The organism is Mobiluncus holmesii ATCC 35242, assembly GCF_000185445.1.
Lineage (GTDB): Bacteria > Actinomycetota > Actinomycetes > Actinomycetales > Actinomycetaceae > Mobiluncus > Mobiluncus curtisii.
In genome coordinates this window covers 344,434-365,381 of record NZ_GL622346.1, presented here as the reverse complement: position 1 = coordinate 365,381, position 20,948 = coordinate 344,434, and the positions used below count along the sequence as shown (strand labels likewise).

Sequence of the window (20,948 nt, the reverse complement as noted above, 5' to 3'; positions counted from 1 at the left end):
AACCCCTAGAATGAGAGGACAGTCGGAAAGGAATGGTAATGGAAATCAAAATCGGAATGAAGTCCGTAGCTCGCGAACTCTCCCTGGACATCGACAAGTCCTTCGAGGAACTGCAAAAACTGCTCACGGACGCCGTCGCTGGTGGGGAAATCATTGATTTGGTGGACAAACGCGAGTCACACACCCTCATCAATGCCGGCAACATCGCCTACGTTGAATTCGCCCCTGAGCGTCAAAACCGGATTGGTTTCGCTATCTGATTTCCCTTAGAAAGCCAAACCCAGGTCTTCCATCCTGCGGGAATGCTGCTTTTGAATTTCTTCCACCGTGTCGTTGACCTCTACCCCAGCGGGCAGCAGCAGCGGATAAGCATCCAGGATGGCTCTGACCCCCGCCACGGCTTCTCCCGCAACGCGACGTCCCCACATGGACAGGCGCGACTCCACCGTCGGGTCAGCAGCAATACCGTCACGCAACCTGGCTCGCACCCACTGGGTCAGTCCTGCAGAGCCGGAAACTCCTAGAATCTCAATCATGTCAGCTCCGACAAACTGGGCTGCCAAGTCCTCCATATCTGCCAAAATTCCCACAAAAATATAGCTTTTCACCATGCGCTCCCACCAGTCACGAGGACGAGTGCGCAGTTCCATATCGTCAAAGAATCCCACATAAGGCTGGGTCAGATTAGCCAGATCTAAACCCCGCCGATTCGCAAACGCTTCCAAATCATCAATGGCAGTCACGAACGAAACCCCCATGCGCGCCAATGCCAGCTGATCCGCGAAATCAGTAGTCTGGGACACGTCCCGAGCCAGCCTAGCGTAAGCCGTAATCCTCGTGAATGCAACCAAACCCAGCATATGCGCCGTACGTTCTTCTGAAATTTCCATAGGTTCATTCTAAGCGCCACGTTGCGGTAGGGAATGTGAAACTCGAGACAGTGCCTGGAAAAGTTGCCAAAATGGAGAGATGCGGATTTCTTCTGTTCTGAATTTTAAACCAGCCGAGTCTCCCGTCCGTCACCCGCCTGTGTTTCGTTTTGCAGGCAAAAGCCGTCTGTGGCGACACGTGGGCGTGACTCTGGCAGCGCTGGGGTTGTCCGCAACCGGGCTGGTTGTTGGAGTACCCGGAGCGAACTCGGTATCGGTTCAGCCCGCCGGCACCCCGGTGACTCTGGGAAATAATGAGGCAACGGCACGAGCCGAGTTTGAAACCTTGTGGAACTCAACAGATCAGGTCACCCCATTTTCTTCCGGGACGGTTATCTCCTCGTGTACCCCCGGCACGGCACAGCCCGAAGCTGTCCAAGCGATGCTCTCTACCTGGAACTATTTGCGGTCTTTGAATCATCTCGCGCCGGTCAGCTTGCCTGCGGGCTATGCTCCGCAAGGTCCGGCACAAGCGGCAGCTCTCACCGCCGCGGCAGGACCGGTGGCTTCCCCCGTGCCCGACTCCGTTCCGGGCGTGGCGTGTCTCAACGAGGACGTGAAACTTGCCTCCCGTTCGGGGGTGATTGCCCGTTTGGATGGCATCGTTACTCCAGCCACGGAAATCTTGCGCTACATCACCGAAGCCTCAACCACAAACACAAATGACAACCTGGGACATCGGCTCCAGATGTTCTCACCCATTCAAGCGAACGCCGCTATCGGGGCGGTCTCAATCGGCACCTCCGGTCCTACGGCAACTTCCATCCAACTTTTTGACACGACTTACCAGGCTGCCGGCAGACCTGCCCACCCCAATTTTTGGAATCCTGCAATTCAGCAGCCCCCGAGCCTCGCGTGGCCGGCAGCGGGGTATTTTCCTTCCCGTATCCTGCCTACCGGAGCGGGCGAAAACGTGTCCCGTTGGTCTTATTCTGGTCGCTGCGCAGACCTGCGTAATGCGGAAGTTCGGGTGACCGGTCCGACGGGAGAGATTCCGCTACAGGTCATTCACCGTGCCGAACCCGGAATCGACCCTAACCAGACACCGTGGCAATACGGCGGGTATGACACGATTTTGTTTAAAGTCCCCCTGGATCAGTTGACCATTCCTAGCTTTTACAACGTAGCCCGCTATACCGTCAGTATTTCTAATATCAACACCGCTCCAAACTGTCAGCCGGTACCTGCCTCGACCAGCTATCAGATAAACTTATTCAACTCCGACTGGCCGGCTGACCCTGACGGAGATGCGGATCAAGACGGAGTCGTGAACTCCCTAGATTCTCGACCGCATATCCCCGACCTGCATACTGACCGGATTGCCGGGGCGGATCGATTCGAAACGTCTGCAGCTATCGCCAAGTCTGCAAGCTCACGCCCGGCAGTGGCATATCTGGCCCGATCCGATGTCTTTGCCGACGCTTTAGTAGGTGGGGTTCTCAAGGACGGTCCGGTCCTGCTGGTTCCTCCCGATTCGTCTCCGGTGCCCGCGGTGATTTCTGAAACTCTGCGCGCCCTGAAACCCAAACAGGTCGCGGCTTTGGGGGGAACAGGAGCAATTTCGGACGCCCGTCTCTATGAACTCGCCGGGGGGCGCGCCGCATTGCGGATTGGCGGGGCAAACCGGGTCGATACGTCTGTGATGGTCGCCCGGAGAGCCTTTACAAAAGCAAATTCTCTCTACATTGCCAATGCCTACGGACCGGGCGGCAGGGTCTCTCCGGATGCGCTAACCGGCGCTGCCTTGGGGGACGGACCTATCGTTCTGGTTGACTCATCCTCCCCCGCTATCGCCACCATTCGCCAACTAGCATCAGACCTGCAGGTGAAACGGGTAGTTGCCCTGGGCGGGCGATCCGCCGTGTCGGATGCAGTTCTCCGCAGCGTAGCTAATGGCAAAGCAGCAACCCGCTTGGGCGGTCGGGATCGCTACGAAACATCGCGGGAAATTGCTTTGGAATCCGCACGTCTGCAACCCTCAACCCACGCCTATCTGGCTCGCGGCGATGTGTTTGCTGACGCGGTTTCGGGAGGGCATCTGCGCAACGGACCAATTTTGCTGGTGCCGCGCGGGTGCGGGCGCCTGGACCAATCTACTCTGCGCACTTTGGCAAAACTCAATGCCTTCCAAGTGACCGCCCTGGGCGGATACGCCGCAATCTGTGAAGAATCCCTCCAGAGCGCTCTGGACTGGCCAGATTATGTCAATCACAACGTCACCGAGTTCTAGGCATAGGTTCGTGAACCGTTGAACCTGACAGGAACACTACATCCCCCAGCCAGCGCGGTTTACAATGAAAGATGTAGGTACACGACTTTTGAATACTGACAACGATAAGGAAGATACATATTGAGAAGCGAAAATACCATGGAAACCGCGGAAACTGATGAGGGAACCGCGGCGGACATCACCGGTATTAACGACTTGGAGGCGAACCAAGACAAGACTTTCGCCGATTTCGATGTGGAACCCGAAATCGTTGCGGCGCTGCGTGACCAGGGCATCATTCACCCCTTTCCAATTCAAGCTTTGACCTTGCCAGTCGCGCTGAATCGTCAGGACATTATCGGTCAGGCAAAGACCGGCACTGGCAAAACCCTCGGATTTGCCATTCCTATCTTGCATGACATCATCGGTCCCGGTGACGAAGGCTGGGATGAGATACCGGATTCCGGATTCCCGCAAGCCCTAGTGATTTTGCCGACACGCGAGCTGGCAAAACAAGTCGCGGCGGAAATCCGAGCCGCAGCGACTCATCGAGTGGCTCGCATCATCGAGATTTATGGTGGCGTTGGGTTTGATTCCCAAGTTGAGGCACTGCGCAAAGGTGTGGAAGTTGTTGTTGGCACTCCGGGACGACTGATTGACCTGATGAATCAAGGCACCTTGAAACTGGGACGAATCCGAACCCTGGTTATGGATGAGGCCGACGAGATGCTGGACATGGGCTTCCTACCTGACGTGGAAAAACTCATCTCCCAGATTCCCCCGCGCCGTCACACCATGCTGTTCTCGGCGACCATGCCCGGTCCGGTAGTAGCTCTCGCGCGTCGGTACATGTACCAACCCACTCATATCCGTGCCACCGATCCGACTGACTCCTCGCAGACCGTGCGACAGGTCAAACAGGTCGTGTACCGGGTACATTCCCTCAACAAGACGGAAGTTATCGCTCGCATTTTGCAAGCCAGAAATCGGGGCTTGACGATTATCTTTACCCGCACGAAACGAACCTGCCAACGGCTGTCCGACGAACTCGCCGAGCGGGGCTTTGCCACCGGCGCTATCCACGGTGATTTGGGTCAAAACGCACGAGAACGGGCTTTACGGGCTTTCCGTCACGGCAAGGTGGACGTGCTGGTCGCCACCGATGTGGCAGCGCGAGGCATCGACGTGGATGACGTGACCCACGTAATCAACTACGAATGCCCCGAGGATGATAAGACCTACATTCACCGAATTGGGCGCACTGCCCGTGCCGGCAACAAGGGCAGCGCCATTACGTTCATCGATTGGGAGGACCTGACGCGGTGGCGAGTCATTAACCGGACTCTCGACTTGGATTTTGCTGACCCGCAAGAGACCTATCACACCTCCCCGCATCTCTATTCCGACCTTGATATTCCCACGGATGCTACCGCAAACTTGCCACGATTCCGCAGGGTTCGCGCCGGATTGGAAGCCGAGGAGCTGGAGGATTTGGGTGGGCGCGACCCGGCACGTCCGGGGAAACGCCGCGCCGGGAAAGGCTCCGGTGCGGGGCGCCGCAAATCTGAGAAGGGTCGCGGACCACGCAAAAACACCAAGAAGAAACACGACTGTAAAGAACGCGAAAAAACCACTAAGCGCGGGGCAGCTGAAGAACCTGCTAAAAAGGAACGTCAACGCAAACGTACCCGCCGTCACAAGTCTGATAAGACTGGAAAAGGTAAGGGAGCCCACTAATGATTGATCACCTCACCCCTTACGAAGGCGTCGTTTTTGGCGCTTTAATCGCATTAGGTCTCCTCTCGATGCTCTCGGCTGAAGAAAATACCCAGATGGTCGGGGCTTGCCTGCTGGCTGCCGGATTTTGGGGCGGGGTCATCGCCTTGGTGCGCGCCCTGCTGCATCGCGAACCCGGCGGTTTGTACGTAATCTCTTTCGTTGCCGCGCTGATTGCTGGCTTGATGAAGTTCTTTGTGTTTTCTGACCTGGGCGAAGACGGCGGAAATCGGGTGATTTGGACTTTCGTTATCGGCATTGGGATAGCCGGGCTGGTTGGAACAGCTTTGAACGCTTTGATTCGACAACCCCCGGAGGATCCGGAGGCAGCTGCCAAGCAGGCTGCCCCGGATCTTGAAGATTCCGCAGGGGTTGCTCCTTTCCCTGAAATGGACGATGACGCGGGAAAGCCCGCCACCGAGACAGACGAAGCTACCCCTGAAGATTCCGCGCCGGACTTGCCCTAAACCTCATATTAGGTTGGTAAACCATTCCTTTCTCCGCGATTTCGGCAGAGACAGTTTCGTGCTGGAGGATAGGAAAATAGTCGCGAGTTGAGGTCGAGCGCGTAGACTTGAAGGCATGAGTGAACAAAAAGATACCCGCGGCAAGAACCGCTCACGTCAACCGCAGTCCAAAGAGTTTAAAAAGTTTATTGGCGAAAACTGGGGTCCCCGTCCTACTGATGGCTACGAACGCTCCGCTGCTGCACCCTACGCGCTGCGCCGTCGCGTGACCTTGGGGGAAAAGTTTAAGGGTGTGCGCCTCGTCATTCCTGCCGGCGCCCTGGTAGTGCGCAACAATGACTGCGACTACCGCTTCCGACCTCACTCTGCTTTTTCTCACTTGACCGGCTTAGGCACTGATCTAATTCCCGATGGCATGCTGGTTTTGAACCCGGTGCGGGACGGCGAAGTTGGTGAAGGCGAAGGAACACACATCGCCACCGTATTTTTCCGTCCTCGCGCGTCACGGGCATCTGAAGAGTTTTACGCCGATTCACGTTACGGCGAGCTGTGGGTCGGGGTGCGACCCTCGTTGGAAGAATTCGAGCGCATGTGTGGAATCCCTTGTGCCCACCTGGAGACACTGCCTGATGTCCTAGCGAAAGATGCTGGTCAAGTCCAGATTGCCATGATTTCTACCTCTGATTCACAAGCCACGGCACTGGTGAATCAGGTTCGGGAGCAAGCCGGGATCGACCCCGACGATGCCAAACAATTAGACGATACGCTAGAAGAAGCAACTTCGGAATTGCGTTTGATTAAGGACGATTGGGAAATCGAGGAGATGCGCAAAGCTGTCGCCGCCACCAAGGAAGGCTTTGAAGAAGCAATCCGGTCTTTCCCCAGGGCAGTGAAACATTTCCGCGGTGAACGTGTGGTGGAAGGGGCTTTCGGGGCGCGCGCTCGGGAAGTTGGTAACGGTCTGGGATATGACACCATTGCGGCATCCGGGGAACACGCCGCTACCCTGCACTGGATTAACAACGATGGCGTGGTGCGGGACGGTGACCTCATTTTAATTGATGCCGGAGTGGAGCTCGATTCGCTCTACACCGCGGACATCACCCGGACCCTGCCAATTAATGGTCGTTTCAACGAGGTACAGCGTCGGGTTTATCAAGCGGTCTTGGATGCCGCCGACGCGGCTTTTGACCAGGCTAATCAGCCGGGATGTATTTTCTCCGATGTCCATAGCGCCGCGATGCGCGTCATCGCACAGAGGCTCGACGAGTGGGGCTTACTGCCGGTTTCCTGGGAGAAATCGCTACAGGAGGACGGTCAGTATCACCGCCGGTGGATGGTGCATGGCACTTCCCACCACCTGGGCATTGACGTGCATGATTGCGCCCAGGCGCGCCGCGAGATGTACAACGGGGCCAGGCTGGAACCGGGCATGATTTTCACGATTGAGCCCGGACTGTACTTCCGGAAGGACGACTTGGCGGTTCCCCCGGAATACCGCGGCATTTCCGTGCGTATCGAGGACGACATTCTGGTGGGACCGGGCGGCAAATGCGAGCGTATCTCGCAGCATATCCCCCGCACTGTAGCTGACGTGGAAGCCTGGATTGCCCGCGTGCAGGCGGAATAGCGCCGTGGCTGTCCCGGTTTCGGGCAGCTCCGACTCCCCGCAGTAATCTCTGGCGACTCAGCGTCACTGCCGGGTCCGCCGGCGAATCGTTAGGATGTGGATATGGCCTTGAAAATAGACCCCCACGTGCATTCCGCGCTCTCCGACGGCACGGACTCGCCACGTGATTTGCTGGAAAAGGCTCGGGCTGCCGGTCTGGATGTAATCGGTGCGGTGGATCACGACACATTCGATCACTGGGAGCCGTTCCGTGTCGCCCACGCCGCGTTGATGTCCGCAGGGGTTAGACCCCCCGCGGCTATTTTGGGTACGGAAATTTCTACAAGTGTGGAGCTATGCCCTGTTCACCTGTTGAATTATCTGCCGGATCCTCGCCGCAGCAACGTCCGGGAAATCTTAAAAACCGCCCACCGTGACCGCCGGGAACGGATGCAGCGCATGGTCGCAAAGATTAGCCAGGACTATCCCCTGACGTGGTCAGACGTCGAGGCAGAAATTACTGGATTAACACCGGGGCGACCGCATATCGGCGATGCCTTGGTGCGGAAAGGCTATTTTCAGACCCGCTCTGAGGCGTTCGAAAAAGTGCTCAATCCCGGCTCTCCCTATTACGTGACGCGCCCAGTTGTGGACAGCTTTGCAGTCGTGGAGGCAATTTGCGCTGATGGCGGCGTTCCCGTGCTGGCTCATCCGTTTTCAGTGACCCGCAGCAAACGGAAGCTAGATCCCGGAGCAGTACGCAAGCTTGCGCAAATCGGACTGCGGGGTATTGAAGTCAATCATCGTGAGCACGATACCTCCGCTCGCCAGCTGGCTGCCGAATTGGCACAAGAACTCGATTTATTTGTCTCTGGCGCATCGGATTATCACGGAGCGGGCAAACCTAATCAGCTGGGGGAAAACACTATGCCCGCAGCGAGCTTGCGCCAGATACTCGCCATGGGCGCCAGCCCGCTTTTAGGTGAGCTGCCATTGGGCTAGGAATTGCTACCCGGTTTGGTGGCAAACTGCTGCAGTGCATCGCGGACGGTCGTGGCATAGATGTCCTGCCCAGCTGGTCCGGGGTGGACTTCGTCGCTAGCCAAGAGATCCACATGTCCGGCGATGGCACTGTCCCAGCTGGCGACTTTCACCCGATCAGGGTGGGCTCCAGCCAGGGCATACATGGTTTGGTTCGAGATTGTAATCCACTCCTGGGAGGCCCTGCCGTGACCGGTCACAAACACAAATTTTGTCTGCGGGAACTCGGCAAGCAGAGCTTCACCGTCTCTAACTCTGAACGTCGAATTCGTAGCCAAAGAAAAGACTACGTAGGGGCGCAGCGCGCCTTGTGCCTGGAGGGTGCGCATGATTCCCACGCCAGTCACGGAGCTGCGCGACACTGCCGCGTCTATATTGGCACCGGGCAGGGCTTCAGCGAGTTTCGGAGCTGCTGCGAGGGTCACTGAGTCCCCAATAATGTCTACCTGGTCCCCGGTGATTGGCACGATATTTTCAGAAGTTTTGGTTGACGCGGTTGACTTTTTCGGGGAGGCGTGTCCGGGTGATTGCGGGGTCGCACCAGCCTTGTGGGGAGAGCTGTCTACTTGCTTTCCCTTATGGATAAAGTGTTCCCCGGTGGCAACGAGTTGTTCGGCAGCGGTTTTTTCCGGGGCTATGGCGATAGAAATGACCAATGGTAGCACCGCTACCACGGCAGCCGTCCACACCAGGGAGCGCCGCCACCATGCCACCTGCGATTGAGAGGAATCTGCCGGATTCTCGCCCTGGGACAGACGTGGCGCAAACCAACGTTTCCAGGTGGCTAACAAACCATTGCGCCGCATGGGATTTTCCACATACTTATAGCTCAGAGATGCTGCCAAAATCGATACTGTGGCAATAACCACCAGTGCCGCCCACTGTGGCAATCCTCGCCACAGGCTGTTGACCAGCATAAACACCGGCCAATGCCACAGGTAGAGGGAATAGGATCGCACCCCCAACCATTGCAGCGGACGCCACGACAATAATTCGACCAGAATCTGACCCGGTCCGCTCACACCGGCGACTTCCTCCAAACACACCTGCATAATGCCGATGGTCAGCACACTTACCGCCAGCACACCCCACGGATAGGTGAAAGGGTCGTTGTCACGCAGCATCAAGAAACTTACGAACACACCTACCATGCCAATCCAAGCCGCCAAGCCGCGCAACTGGACTGTTGACCGATCTAAGTAATGCGGGGTATTTTCCAACGCTAGGGGGAACAGCAAAGCCAAAGTCGCCCCCAGCATCAACCCGAACGCGTGCGTGTCAGTGCCTTCATAGATGCGGGTCAGGTTTCCACCCCCGGCTTTTAACACCGCCATTTCACTGGCAGAAGCCAGCGCCAACAGTGCGGGCACCAACCACCGATGTCGGGTCGGAATCAGGAAAATCAGCAGTAAAATCAGTGGCCAAGCCAGGTAAAACTGCTGCTCCACCGCCAGGGTCCACATGTTCGAGAGGAACTGCGGGTTAGTTCGGTCAAAATAGGATCCCCCGAAAGCCACGTTGACCCAGTTATAGGTGTAGGTCAGGGCTCCCAGGACTTGATACCAGATTCCCACCAGGAAATCCCGGTTGACCACGGCTGCCAGCGGCACGGTCACCAATACGGTCAAAGTTACGGCAGGAACCAGCCGCCGGAAACGCCGCAGCCAAAAGGCAGTCAGATTGATACGCCCGGTGAGACGCTTTTCGCGCGTTAACAGCGCCGTAATCAGGAATCCTGACAGCACGAAGAACACGTCGACACCCAGAAATCCTCCTGGCAGCCAGTTTGGAGCCACGTGGTAAACCAACACTGCCAAAGCTGCCAAGGCTCGAATGCCGTCTAGACCGCGCAGCTGATAGCGAGGCATTTTCGTGTCTGGTAAAGAGGAATTTGACGAGGACTGCACGGTTGTCTCAGTCTGGCGAGATGCGGCGCTGGGCGGGGATAAGAGGGGTGTTTCTCCATTTTCCCCGGAGTCCGTAACACGAGTCTCAAGTGGTGATGCTGCCGACGCAGCCGGGCACGGTGATTGTGTTGGCAACGGGGGCACAGCAGACCGAGGATGTCCGTTCAACCGAGCCTTACCAAATCTGAAAGCCACCGTACTCCTTTATGACAGCCGCAAATATAACAAGTGTTAAGCCTAGCCCCCTAGTGTGAAAAAACCCAGCGCTAGCATTAGCATGAAGGTATGACATTACCCACTACAGATGAACTGATGAAAGCCCTGGAAAAGGTCATTGATCCCGAGATTCGCCGGTCAATCACCGATTTGGATATGGTCCAGGAACTGAAAATCGACGAATCGGGCCACGTTTTTGCCCGCATCGCCCTGACTATAGCGGGATGCCCCCTGCAGGCTCAGATTGAGCAAGACGCCAAAGCGCGCTTGGCGGAAGTTCCCGGCGTGACTTCCGTAGAAGTGGAAATGGGCGTCATGAGCCGCGAGGAACTCGACCGGGTGAAAGAAAAGCTACAGGGTGCCAGACCGGTCATTCCTTTCACTCAGCCAGACTCCCTGACCCGCGTTTATGCGATTACTTCTGGCAAAGGCGGGGTCGGCAAGTCTTCCGTCACGGCTAACCTGGCTGCCGCAATGGCAGATTCTGGGCTAAAGGTAGCCGTGTTGGACTGCGACATTTATGGGTTTTCGATTCCGCGGATGCTTGGCTTGGAAGACGTGGCTCCAACCCCGGTGGGAGACATGATGATGCCACCCACCGCGCACGGGGTAAAAGTTATTTCTATGGGGATGTTCGTCCCCGACGGGCAACCGGTGGTATGGCGCGGACCGATGCTGCACCGGGCTTTGGAACAGTTCTTGTCTGAAACGTTCTGGGGGGACTTGGACGTGTTACTGCTCGACCTGCCCCCCGGTACCGGTGACGTAGCGATTTCCGTGGCACAGCTGCTGCCGAACTCAGAAATCGTGGTGGTGACCACCCCGCAGCTCGCCGCTGCTGAAGTCGCCGAACGCGCCGGCTCGATTGCATCGGGCACAAATCAAAAAGTCGTCGGCGTCATCGAGAATATGAGCTACCTGACCGGTCCGGACGGTTCTCGTATCGAGGTCTTTGGGTCAGGCGGCGGTGAACAGGTAGCGTCTCGACTGTCCCAGATTTTGGGTTACGAAGTTCCCCTGCTGGCTCAAATTCCGCTGGAAGTCGCCTATCGGGAAGCCTCCGATAGCGGCGTCCCCCTGGCAATCAGCGAGGCAGCCAAGAACGGAGAATCCGTCGCTGGCACAGCTTTGCGTTCCGCTGCCACGACTTTGAGCCAACGAGCACGCAGCTTAAAAGGTCACCGTTTGAACGTCACTGTGAAATAGATCCCGAAATTAAGGCAGTGCAGGGGCGGCTGTCTGCAATCCGAGGCTTGCAGACAGCCGAAATGACCCTAACGATTCTTGATTGCGACCAGCAGCCCGTCGCCAACTGGCAGCAGGTTCTCCGTCCACTCTGGGGATTCCTGAATGTGGCGCAACACTTCGCGCATCGCCACGGTATCCGGTTCGCGGCGGGCAGGGTCTGCTACCGAATCGTTCCACATGGCGTGGACCAGGATTAACAGCCCTCCCGGGCGCAGTGCCGGGCTTAAAAGGTCAATATAGGCTTGGGTTTCGCCGGGATCTCCGTCCACCACTGCCATGTCGTAGGCTCCCCGACTGAGGCGCGTCAGGACTTGCAGGGCACGTCCCGTAATCATGCGTACTCGCGTGAGTGAGATGCCCGCCGCCGCGAGGATTTCCTTGGCGACCGCGTGGAGCTTTGAATCGAAATCAATGGTGGTCAAGACCCCATCCGCAGGCATTCCAGCCAGCGTCCACAGGGAGGACACCCCAGTTCCGGTGCCGATTTCCAGCACGGACCGAGCTCCGGAAGCCCCCGCCAGCATTCGCAGCGCTGCTCCCACTCCGGGGGATACTGGGACGGAACCGAGTTCTCTGCCCTGGTCTCTGGCAATCGCTATAATTTCAGACTCCGGCAAGAATTCTTCCGCATAGGACCAGCTCGAGGTCTTATCAATAGAAATTTTGGACTCGTTAAAACGCGGCACTATTTCAAAAACTTCTCTAGTTCCTTAGCTAAGGTAGCAACTTCCTCGTCGTTTAGTTCAATCACCAGACGACCGCCCCCATCTGCAGGAATACGCATCACGTTACAGCGCGGTTCTTTAGTGACTTCCAGGGGTCCGTCCCCGGTGCGGGGTTTCATGGCTGCCATTTGTCCCTCTTTTCAAAAACGGCTTTACCTGTCTATTATACGGGAAGTTGCGGTGGGCATAAGGAATTTTCTGATGCCGGGATGGGAAATACCCCTCCGAGTCGCGTCTGAAGTTACCGCGTTTTCGGCAGAGTATTCTCAATCGCGGCGAGAGCTTCCGCGGCCGTTTCTACCACCTGAATAATTTCGACCTCGTCGGGACTGACCATACCTTCCGCTACCAAGTGCTGACGCACCCATCCCAGGAGTCCATCCCAAAAATCGTGCCCGACCAGCACGATTGGGTATTGCTGAATCTTGCTGGTTTGACGCAGCGTAACGCATTCAAAAAGCTCGTCCAGGGTGCCGAAACCGCCCGGCAGAGCTACGAAGGCTTGGGCATATTTGACGAACATGGTCTTGCGCACAAAGAAGTACCGGAACTCAACCCCCAAATCAACGTACTGGTTGATACCTTGCTCGTGAGGCAGCTCTATACCCAAACCGATAGTAGACCCGTCGTGAGTGTGAGCCCCCTTGCTGACCGCTTCCATCAGACCCGGACCGCCGCCGGTGATTATGGAGAATCCGGCTTCGGCAAAAACTTTCCCGATTTCTTCACCCAGTTGATAGTACTCGGTACCCGGTTCGACACGAGCTGAGCCGAACACCGTGATGGCTTTCCCGACTTCTGCGAGAGATTCGAAACCGTCAACGAACTCTCCCATGATTCGCAACACTCGCCACGGATCTTCTTCAGTCCACTTCGGATCAACTTTCGAGCGCAACAGGGCTTGATCCGCTAGTTCCCGGTGCAATCTGCTCCGAGCACGCCGGCTATACGAAGTCTTCATAGTTTGTTCCTTATTTTGGTTTTTTCGCCCACGGCTTTGAGCCTTGGCTGTCCTGCTGATTTTGCCTTGACTTGGCAACCGTATCACCATTTATCAGCAGCATTGGAAGCAACTTTAACGTTTTGGGCAAATTCTTGGGTCGTTACCAGCAACTGACCTGCAGATTCCACTACCACCGCACCGGGGATACCGATAATTGCGACACCTTTGAGATTTTCTGCCCGCACGAGAGCGGCGGGGGCAGCATCGGTATAGACCGGTATCTGTGGGCTCAGGTTTGCCAGTTCAGAAGCGTTGCTGACGACGTGACGCACCGCCTCCCAGTCCCCCACATCGGACCATCCCAAGTCCGGGCGGGCCGGGACCACCGCAACCCGCCCCTCTTGTGCCAACGGTTCAGCCAAGACGGTATCAATCGGTGCCGCCACTACCCGCTCCCACAGTGCGGTTTTCGCGTCCGGGCTCAACGTTTCCCATGCTGCTGCCAGTTTTCGCACTGCCGTGCCAGATCCCGGTACCCGCGCTTCTAAGACATCGAGCAGCATGTCACTGCGCACCACAAACATCCCCGCATTCCACAGGTAGTTCCCGGTCGCTAACCAAGCGCTAGCAGTAGATTCATCCGGCTTTTCCGTAAATGATTGCGCCCGATGCACCCCGCTCAGAGCTCCATCCAGCGCGGGTCCCACTTCGATATAGCCAAAACCGGTCGCTGGTTCGGTCGGCGCAATCCCGATAGTCGTGAGCCATCCGGCAGCGGCAGCGGGAACAGCCTGGGCAAGTGCTTCCGAAAATGCAACGGTGTTTGTTATGAGATGATCTGCCGCAAAAGACCCGACCACGCAGGTTCCGTAGCGGTGCTCCAGCAGGGCTGCCCCCAAGGCGATAGCTGCCATTGAATCTCGCGGGCTGGGTTCCGCCACGCAACGCACTGGAACTGGCAAGCCCAAAGCAGTGACTTGCGCGACCAACGTCTCTCGGTGCGGGGCGCCGGTGACGAAAGTCAGAGACTGACAAATCGGCGCCAAACGCGTCGCGGTTTGCTGCACCAGACTTTGCGTTCCGTTGATGTTGAGCAGGAACTTTGGCTTCGCCGCTGTCGACCACGGCCACAGCCGCCGCCCATACCCCCCAGCAGGCACTATCGCATGAATTTCCACGTCGCAAATTCTACCGGAGGCAGGGAGATGAGTTTTTCCGTTGAACAGAGTAGGCTTTACCCTGTGTATTTACCTCCGCGTAAAGAAGGTCAGGTTTATCTGGGCATGATTATTCCCGTGCCCGAGCCCTATGCTGGTGAGCTGCAGAAAGTCACAAAGACTGATGGTGTTCCCCCGCATATCACCATCCTGGAACCGCGTGCGGTGGATCGCGAACAGGTCCCAGAAATTCAGGCTCAGGCTGCTGAAATTTGCCGAGCCTTTTCACCCTTTGTCATTAGTTTCGGCAACATTGGAGATTTCCGACCCGTGTCCCCAGTGGTTTATATCGAGGTGCAACGCGGGCACGAGGCCTGTAAGGAACTGGCGAAACGACTTCGTTTCGGACCTTTAGATACCGAATCACGCTTTCCCTACTATCCGCACATTACTTTGGGGACTAACGTCACCGATGAAGATTTGGATCGTGTAGCGACCCTGTCGAAACGTTCACACGGCTTTTTCATGGTTGATGGTATTGATTGTTCCCTGCTCGAACCCAACCATGTCGAACAGTTGGCTATCCTCCAACTAGGTTCAGGAGTACCTGAAAGCGTCACCGGAGAACTGCCCGAAATTTTCGCCCATCCTCAGTTACATCCCTGAAAGTGCTGAAATTCCGTGACGAAACCGCTTGATACCCCCGCAGCCGAGCCCACTACCCCGGTGGGCGTGGTGAAACGGACGAAAGCTGTCATGAAGTGGCTCAACACCACACGATTCATGCGGGCTTATCTGCGCTATCAGAATGCCTCCGCGAACCTTTTGGCAGGAGGTATTTCCTATACCGCACTGTTTTCGATGGCAGGGATAGTGACTCTGATTATCATGACCGCGCAAGTCATGATTTTTGCTTTTCCCCTGACCAGCGACACGATTTTTCGGGATGTAAATCAATGGATTCCCGGCGCGATTCAAGTTGATGGACAGCCGGGTCTGATTGACCCCGCCGCGATTGCATCTCCCAGTTTCACCTGGGGAACCCTGGTGGTTTTGGTTGTGTCTATCATGGCAGGAATTCGGGTGGTTGCAGCACTGCGCGTCAGTATCCAAACCGTTTTCGGACTGCCGCAACGTCCCGGCGCGGGGTGGAAAAATACCCTGCGAGATGTGTGTATGTTCCTGGTTTTGTTCCTCGGTGGAATTTTGGCATCAGTTTTAGGTACAGGTTCCGTAGTGGTGGTACAGACCCTGCAGCGTCGGCTGCCGTTGGCGCTGCCGGCTCCTTCCGAGCTGATTAATGCCGGAGCTTTCCTCCTGACCGGCGTCCTGACAACCTTGATTCTGGCTTTCACGCTGCGCTACCTAGCTTTGGTGCGCGCCCCGCGCCGTGATTTGTGGATAGGGACGGGAACGTTAGGATTTTTGTCCACGGCTCTGCAGATGTCAGGGGTTTACTTAGCGGCAAGTGTGCCCCCCGCCTATGCTCCGTTTACCCTAATTTTGACGATTGTCCTGTGGGTCAATGTCTTGTGCCGCTTGTTCCTGTATATGTCGTGCTGGATTGCGAACCCACCGGCGGCTCCCGCTCCGGAGAGGGACTTTCCGCAATTTTCCGAGCGCCCAAATTTCGTGACCGTTTCAGCTCCCACCAGCCTGTTTTGGCCTCACGATCCGCTCTCCGGTCGAATCTGGTCGCTTGCCCAGGAAGAAGCCGCTTGGCGTCTGTCTCAGCAGGTCATCTGGAGCCACCAGGACCAGCCTCATCGTTTTGCTACCGCTGCCGAGAAACACCACCTGTCGGGACGCCCTGTTGCCCCGAGCGTGATGTCTCAGAAACTGATTCGGAGGTAACCCATGAAAGTAACCACAGTTAATGTCAATGGTGTCCGGGCGGCTTTCCGTAAAGGATTTGGGGACTGGCTGGAAAATGACGATTCAGATTTGTTGTGCCTGCAAGAAGTACGCGCCACTCCCCAAGACACACAAGACTTGTTTGGTCCGGCTTGGGACGTGCACGTGTGGCCCTGCCGGGTGAAAGGTCGTGCCGGGGTGGCGCTGGGGGCACGACGTGATTCCGACTGGGAGATTGGTCAGCTTACCGAGGGTCTCCCCCCGGATTTGTATGCGGAGGTCGGTGGGGAACCGGATGTGGATTCCGGGCGCTGGTTGGAGGCTGCCATTCACGGACCTCAGGGAACAACATTTACCCTGGTAAGCGCCTATTTGCATTCCGGGGAGTTGCGCACGGAAAAGCAGGAACAAAAGATTGCATACCTGCATCGAGTTGGCGAACGGGTGCAGCAGCTGAGCGCGCGCGCTATGGCGGGAGCGGGCTCCGATACTCCGCAGGAAGCCCTGATTTGCGGGGATTTCAACATTGTGCGTACTGCCCGGGACATTAAAAACTGGAAACCTAATCACAATAAGACCTCCGGGGTCATGGATGAAGAGATTGCGTTCTTAGACGCATGGATGGCAGACACACTGTCCGGGAGTAAGAGACTGCCTTGCGTAGACGTAGGACGAGCCCTCGCCGGGGACACGGACGGACCCTATACCTGGTGGTCGTGGCGCGGTAAGGCTTATGACAATAACGCGGGCTGGCGTCTGGATTATCACATGGCTACCCCCGGTCTGGCAGGGCAAGCCCAATCGGCTGCGGTGTATCGCGCCCCGGCTTATGATGCCCGCTTCACGGATCATGCCCCCGTCACGGTAACTTACGACTTTCCGGCGTAATTCCCACGCATCCAGCCTGCATTCAGAAATATTCTCTGAATTTCTGAAAAATTTCTAATCTCGCGGGATAACCGACGATAGAATGTATGTAGGTGGTGTTAATCGCCTGGGAAATGCCTAAAGAGCTGCCCGGCGAATGAATTAGAAAGAGATGATTAAGATGAAAATTTTTCAATGTGATTCCCGGTTATTAACTCGTTTCAGTAACCGCGCTTTAGTGATTGGCTCCTCAGCCACTTTGACCCTAGGACTGGGCATGGTCGGTATTGCCCCAGCTGCTTTTGCAACCGAAACAACTATTCCCCCCACGGATGAAATTTCTTCCCAACAATCCGATGCGGCGCCCACTTCGGTTCCAGACCCGACACCCAGCGTCACTGCTACTCCCGTCGCTCCAACTACAGAAACTCCGGCAACGCCCGCTCCGGCAACGCCCGCTCCGGCAACGCCCGCTCCGGCAGAGCCAAGCGACCCTGACTTCACGGTCAAAGACGTTGCGGACAGTGAAATTCCACAGCTGGATTATGGCGACTTCGGATCTAAGAGCATGTATGGCGATGCCCTGGGGAAACTCTCTGTGGACAAAGACTACACGACCCAGCACGATGACACTCTAAAGGTAGACTCCGGGGACACCGTGGATATTAAAAGCAATCTGGATGTCACCGTGGGACTGCAAGCACTGGAAAACTGGCAGGAATAAAGTTAAGCGAGTTAAAGTCGAGAATCTGACATACGGTGAAGCCGATTCCAACTTTCAGACGATTATTTTGGTTCCGGAATACCTGGAAATGCCCAGCGACCCGCAGTCTTACAAACTGGAGCCTCAAGGCGGAGACAAACCGTTGTACCGGATTGTCAGCGTGTTACGTTCCGAAAAACGGCTGGCTATTACTTTGGCTTTGAATGAGTTTTATAAAACAGGAGATAGTAAAAAAGGCGCCTACTCGCGTCTGAAGGACGGCTTCAAGGTCTACGCAAATAAACCGCTGGGCTTGGTTATCTCTGGAGTCAAGGTTAAGGACCACGTTGCCTCCGAAAACCAGGCTACGTTGGAGTTCCGCACTACAGGATACCTGTCCATCGGCGGATTTAGCAGCACAAATCGACGTGAAAGAGCGAGGTATTTTGGTGGTTTCATGGGAGGACTGTCTAGGTCTTGGTATACCCTGCAAGGCCAGGAAGAGGGCAATCTCATCGGGAACGGCACCGATTCCACTCGCCCCCAGAGTCAGGGTATTTCCTTAACTATGGACATCAAGCCGAAGCCCGCTCCGCCAAACCCCGTGAATCCAAATTCACCGGTCACTCCGGATACGCCGAGTGTTGACCCAGATCCCATTCCGGGAGGGGCTGCAGTCCCTCCCAACGAGCCTGAGCCTCCGGTCGCAGGGGTTGTCACCACCCCGACTGAACCGCAGCCTCCAGTCGCGGGAGTTGTCGCTACCCCGACTGAACCGCAGCCTCCAGTCGCGGGAGTATTTACTCCGGCTGCGCCCCAACCCCCGGCAGTGCAGAGTCCCCATAAGGCTTTGGCGACTACCGGTTCGTCTGCCGAAACGCTGGCCGGCGGAGCCATGATTGTGTTCCTCACTGGCGGAGCCCTGATGGTCGCGTCTCGGCGCCGGGCACGCCGCTAACAGCTGACCTCATAAACAGTGTTCCCGGTCGGAAACCGACCGGGAACACTGTTTAAATTATGGGAATAACTACGCCAGTCCGGCTGCGCGTTCCGCCGCTTCGACCACGTTGACCAGCAATAGCGCCCGGGTCATGGGTCCAACCCCGCCGGGATTTGGCGTCAACCAGACCGCCACCCGATCCACCCCGTCAGCCACGTCACCATGCAGCCGGGATTTGCCGGTATCCGGGTCGAGAACCCGCGATACCCCCACATCAAACACGGCTGCGCCGGGTTTAACCATGTCCGCGGTGATAATGCCCGCGACTCCGGATGCTGCCACGATGACGTCCGCCTGGCGGCACTTTGTCGCCAAATCCTGAGTCCCGGTATGGCACGAAATGACAGTCGCGTTAACGTCTTTTCGCCCCAGTAGCAGCCCGATGGAACGACCCACCGTAGTGCCACGACCCACTACGCACACGTCCTTACCGTTGAAATCCAAACCGAAACGACGTCCCAGCTCGATGACTGCCCGAGGCGTGCAGGGCAAAGGCGAAGTAATCGGCTCTGACACCCGCAACACCAGGCGTCCCAGGTTCATGGGGTGCAGCCCATCAGCATCTTTTTCCGGGTCGATTGCTTCCAAAATCTGGTTCGTGTCCATGCCTTGAGGCAGCGGCAACTGCACAATGTATCCCGTACACGCTGGATCTTGATTCAACCGCTCCACCGCCGCCATGACTTCGTCTGGGCTGGCAGTGGCAGGTAAATCAATCCGAATGGACTCGATGCCGACCTCCGCGCAGTCCCGATGTTTGCCTGCAACATAGGTTACAGAACCGGGATCCTCACCAACCAGGATGGTGCCAAGTCCGGGAATGACACCGCGCTCACGCACCGCGGCGACACGAGTCTGCAACTCGGCTTTGATAGCGGCAGCGGTGGCTTTGCCATCCAGAACCTGCGCTGGTCCCTCCCAGGGCGCCCTCATTGCACCAATCCCGGATAGAGCGGGAAAGCTTCGGTCAGTTTCGACACCCGCGCCCGGTACTTGGACGCATCCACTGACTGAACACCATTCTCAGCGCCATCCACCAGCACAGAGGCGATAATGTCGGCGACCTCGCGGAACTCGACCTCGCCAAAACCGCGAGTAGCCAAAGCCGGGGTGCCGATACGCAGACCGGAAGTGACTGCCGGGGGACGCGGATCGAACGGCACCGCGTTGCGGTTTACGGTAATGCCCGCTGCGTGCAGCAGATTTTCAGCCTGCTGCCCGTCCAGGTTCGAGTTAACCAGGTCCACCAGTACCAAATGAACGTCGGTGCCGCCGGTCAACAGGTCGATGCCCGCCGCCTGACAATCAGGCGCCATCAGGCGTTCCGCCAAAATCTGCGCACCTTGGATGACGCGCTGCATCCGTTCTTTAAACTCAGGAGTGCCGGCAATCTTCAGCGCCACCGCCTTCGCCGCGACCACGTGCATCAGGGGACCACCCTGCTGACCGGGGAAAACGGAACTGTTAATCTTCTTGCCGAACTTTTCCCCATCACGGGACAGAATCAGACCCGAACGCGGCCCGCCAATGGTCTTGTGAATGGTCGTGGAGACCACGTCCGCGTAAGGAACCGGGGAGGGGTGCAGACCAGCGGCGACCAGACCCGCAAAATGTGCCATATCGGTCCACAAGTAGGCCCCGACCTCGTCCGCGATGGCACGGAAAGCCGCAAAATCCAGGTGCCGCGGATAGGCGGACCAGCCGGAAATAATCACGTCGGGACGCTCTGCCAACGCGAGTTCACGCACCCGATCCATGTCGATACGCTTGCTGTCCGGTTCCACTCCGTAGGCTGCGACCTGGTAAAGCCGACCACTAAAGTTAATCTTCATCCCGTGAGTGAGGTGACCGCCGTGTGCCAAGCTCAGACCCATAATCTTGGCTCCGGGCTTAATCAGCGCGGAAAGCACCGCCGCGTTCGCTTGGGCACCAGAGTGCGGCTGCACATTCGCAAAATCGGCGCCGAACAGCTTTTTTGCTCGCTCGATAGCTAAGTTTTCAGCTACGTCAACGTTTTCGCAGCCACCGTAATAGCGCTTGCCCGGATACCCCTCAGCGTATTTGTTGGTCAAGACGCTGCCCTGGCATTGCAATACCGCGCGGGGCACAAAGTTTTCCGATGCAATCATCTCCAGAGTGTCGCGCTGACGAATAAGTTCGGCATCCAGCACGGCCTGGATTTCGGGGTCAACCTCAGAAAGAGGCTGGTTCATGACTTCGGTCATAGTTCCTCCATAGTTTTGCGAGCACAACCCAGGCGTACGATTGTGTAAATGCGCTTCCCGGAGGGTTATTCC

20 protein-coding genes are annotated in these 20,948 nt (G+C 56.8%); 12 read left to right on the top strand and 8 right to left on the bottom strand.

What is annotated here, in order from left to right; all coding sequences use genetic code 11:
- Window positions 1-38: 38 nt before the first annotated feature.
- Entirely contained in the window at window positions 39-260 is a 222-nt protein-coding gene (locus tag HMPREF0576_RS01575) for a DUF3107 domain-containing protein (RefSeq protein ID WP_231294236.1), read from the top strand.
- 6 nt (window positions 261-266) lie between these two features.
- On the opposite strand, the gene HMPREF0576_RS01570 is transcribed toward HMPREF0576_RS01575, so the two are convergent.
- Window positions 267-890 (bottom strand): ferritin-like fold-containing protein, encoded by a 624-nt coding sequence (locus tag HMPREF0576_RS01570; protein ID WP_004008161.1) that lies wholly within the window; start codon window positions 888-890, stop codon window positions 267-269.
- A 79-nt stretch (window positions 891-969) separates the two neighbouring features.
- Here HMPREF0576_RS01570 and HMPREF0576_RS01565 point away from each other — a divergent pair, with 79 nt between their 5' ends.
- The 5 genes from HMPREF0576_RS01565 (at window position 970) to HMPREF0576_RS01545 (ending at window position 7,992) form a co-directional block, all read left to right on the top strand.
- Window positions 970-3,159, top strand: coding sequence for a cell wall-binding repeat-containing protein (locus HMPREF0576_RS01565; RefSeq protein WP_211577393.1), 2,190 nt, complete (start codon window positions 970-972; stop codon window positions 3,157-3,159).
- A gap of 138 nt (window positions 3,160-3,297) precedes the next feature.
- Entirely contained in the window at window positions 3,298-4,875 is a 1,578-nt protein-coding gene (locus HMPREF0576_RS01560) for a DEAD/DEAH box helicase (RefSeq protein ID WP_004008163.1), read from the top strand.
- On the top strand, window positions 4,875-5,381 hold the full coding sequence (locus tag HMPREF0576_RS01555; protein WP_004010434.1) for a hypothetical protein: 507 nt from the start codon (window positions 4,875-4,877) through the stop codon (window positions 5,379-5,381). The genes HMPREF0576_RS01560 and HMPREF0576_RS01555 overlap by 1 nt, the downstream gene beginning before the upstream one ends.
- A gap of 115 nt (window positions 5,382-5,496) precedes the next feature.
- The gene (locus HMPREF0576_RS01550) at window positions 5,497-7,011 is read left to right on the top strand and encodes an aminopeptidase P family protein (protein ID WP_004010433.1); all 1,515 of its coding nucleotides are present in this window, start codon (window positions 5,497-5,499) and stop codon (window positions 7,009-7,011) included.
- Between the two features lie 102 nt (window positions 7,012-7,113).
- Entirely contained in the window at window positions 7,114-7,992 is an 879-nt protein-coding gene (locus HMPREF0576_RS01545) for a PHP domain-containing protein (RefSeq protein WP_004010432.1), read from the top strand.
- On the opposite strand, the gene HMPREF0576_RS01540 is transcribed toward HMPREF0576_RS01545, so the two are convergent.
- Entirely contained in the window at window positions 7,989-9,899 is a 1,911-nt protein-coding gene (locus HMPREF0576_RS01540) for an acyltransferase family protein (RefSeq protein WP_211576812.1), read from the bottom strand. The two genes, HMPREF0576_RS01545 and HMPREF0576_RS01540, sit on opposite strands and share 4 nt — an antisense overlap.
- A 324-nt stretch (window positions 9,900-10,223) precedes the next feature.
- Between HMPREF0576_RS01540 and HMPREF0576_RS01535 the strand changes: the two genes are divergently transcribed.
- Window positions 10,224-11,360 (top strand): Mrp/NBP35 family ATP-binding protein, encoded by a 1,137-nt coding sequence (locus HMPREF0576_RS01535; RefSeq protein WP_004010429.1) that lies wholly within the window; start codon window positions 10,224-10,226, stop codon window positions 11,358-11,360.
- A 68-nt stretch (window positions 11,361-11,428) separates the two neighbouring features.
- Here HMPREF0576_RS01535 and HMPREF0576_RS01530 read toward each other — a convergent pair whose 3' ends face one another.
- The 4 genes from HMPREF0576_RS01530 to HMPREF0576_RS01520 form a co-directional block, all read right to left on the bottom strand.
- Entirely contained in the window at window positions 11,429-12,088 is a 660-nt protein-coding gene (locus HMPREF0576_RS01530) for an O-methyltransferase (protein WP_004009898.1), read from the bottom strand.
- Window positions 12,088-12,255 (bottom strand): DUF3117 domain-containing protein, encoded by a 168-nt coding sequence (locus HMPREF0576_RS09050; RefSeq protein WP_004008170.1) that lies wholly within the window; start codon window positions 12,253-12,255, stop codon window positions 12,088-12,090. The genes HMPREF0576_RS01530 and HMPREF0576_RS09050 overlap by 1 nt, the downstream gene beginning before the upstream one ends.
- A 113-nt stretch (window positions 12,256-12,368) precedes the next feature.
- Entirely contained in the window at window positions 12,369-13,088 is a 720-nt protein-coding gene (locus tag HMPREF0576_RS01525; protein WP_036324148.1) for an LOG family protein, read from the bottom strand.
- A gap of 83 nt (window positions 13,089-13,171) precedes the next feature.
- Window positions 13,172-14,248: a mannose-1-phosphate guanylyltransferase gene (locus HMPREF0576_RS01520; RefSeq protein ID WP_004010427.1), complete on the bottom strand. Its 1,077-nt coding sequence runs from the start codon at window positions 14,246-14,248 to the stop codon at window positions 13,172-13,174.
- Window positions 14,249-14,275: 27 nt separating this feature from the next.
- Here HMPREF0576_RS01520 and HMPREF0576_RS01515 point away from each other — a divergent pair, with 27 nt between their 5' ends.
- From HMPREF0576_RS01515 to HMPREF0576_RS08970, 5 genes are all read left to right on the top strand, one after another.
- On the top strand, window positions 14,276-14,893 hold the full coding sequence (locus HMPREF0576_RS01515) for a 2'-5' RNA ligase family protein (RefSeq protein WP_245527298.1): 618 nt from the start codon (window positions 14,276-14,278) through the stop codon (window positions 14,891-14,893).
- Window positions 14,894-14,908: 15 nt separating this feature from the next.
- Entirely contained in the window at window positions 14,909-16,081 is a 1,173-nt protein-coding gene (locus HMPREF0576_RS01510) for a YihY/virulence factor BrkB family protein (protein ID WP_004010425.1), read from the top strand.
- Between the two features lie 3 nt (window positions 16,082-16,084).
- A complete protein-coding gene (locus HMPREF0576_RS01505) occupies window positions 16,085-16,969 on the top strand; it encodes an exodeoxyribonuclease III (protein ID WP_004010424.1) in 885 nt (294 codons plus the stop codon).
- Window positions 16,970-17,129: 160 nt separating this feature from the next.
- The gene (locus HMPREF0576_RS09495; protein WP_245527297.1) at window positions 17,130-17,672 is read left to right on the top strand and encodes a hypothetical protein; all 543 of its coding nucleotides are present in this window, start codon (window positions 17,130-17,132) and stop codon (window positions 17,670-17,672) included.
- A complete protein-coding gene (locus HMPREF0576_RS08970) occupies window positions 17,629-18,609 on the top strand; it encodes a hypothetical protein (RefSeq protein WP_004010422.1) in 981 nt (326 codons plus the stop codon). The genes HMPREF0576_RS09495 and HMPREF0576_RS08970 overlap by 44 nt, the downstream gene beginning before the upstream one ends.
- Window positions 18,610-18,678: 69 nt before the next feature.
- Here the strand turns inward: HMPREF0576_RS08970 and HMPREF0576_RS01490 are convergent, their stop codons facing one another.
- Together HMPREF0576_RS01490 and glyA are read right to left on the bottom strand one after the other, a co-directional pair.
- Window positions 18,679-19,584, bottom strand: coding sequence for a bifunctional methylenetetrahydrofolate dehydrogenase/methenyltetrahydrofolate cyclohydrolase (locus HMPREF0576_RS01490; RefSeq protein ID WP_004010421.1), 906 nt, complete (start codon window positions 19,582-19,584; stop codon window positions 18,679-18,681).
- A complete protein-coding gene (gene glyA / locus HMPREF0576_RS01485; protein ID WP_004008178.1) occupies window positions 19,581-20,876 on the bottom strand; it encodes a serine hydroxymethyltransferase in 1,296 nt (431 codons plus the stop codon). Before glyA ends, HMPREF0576_RS01490 begins: the two co-directional genes overlap by 4 nt.
- Between the last annotated feature and the right edge of the window lie 72 nt (window positions 20,877-20,948).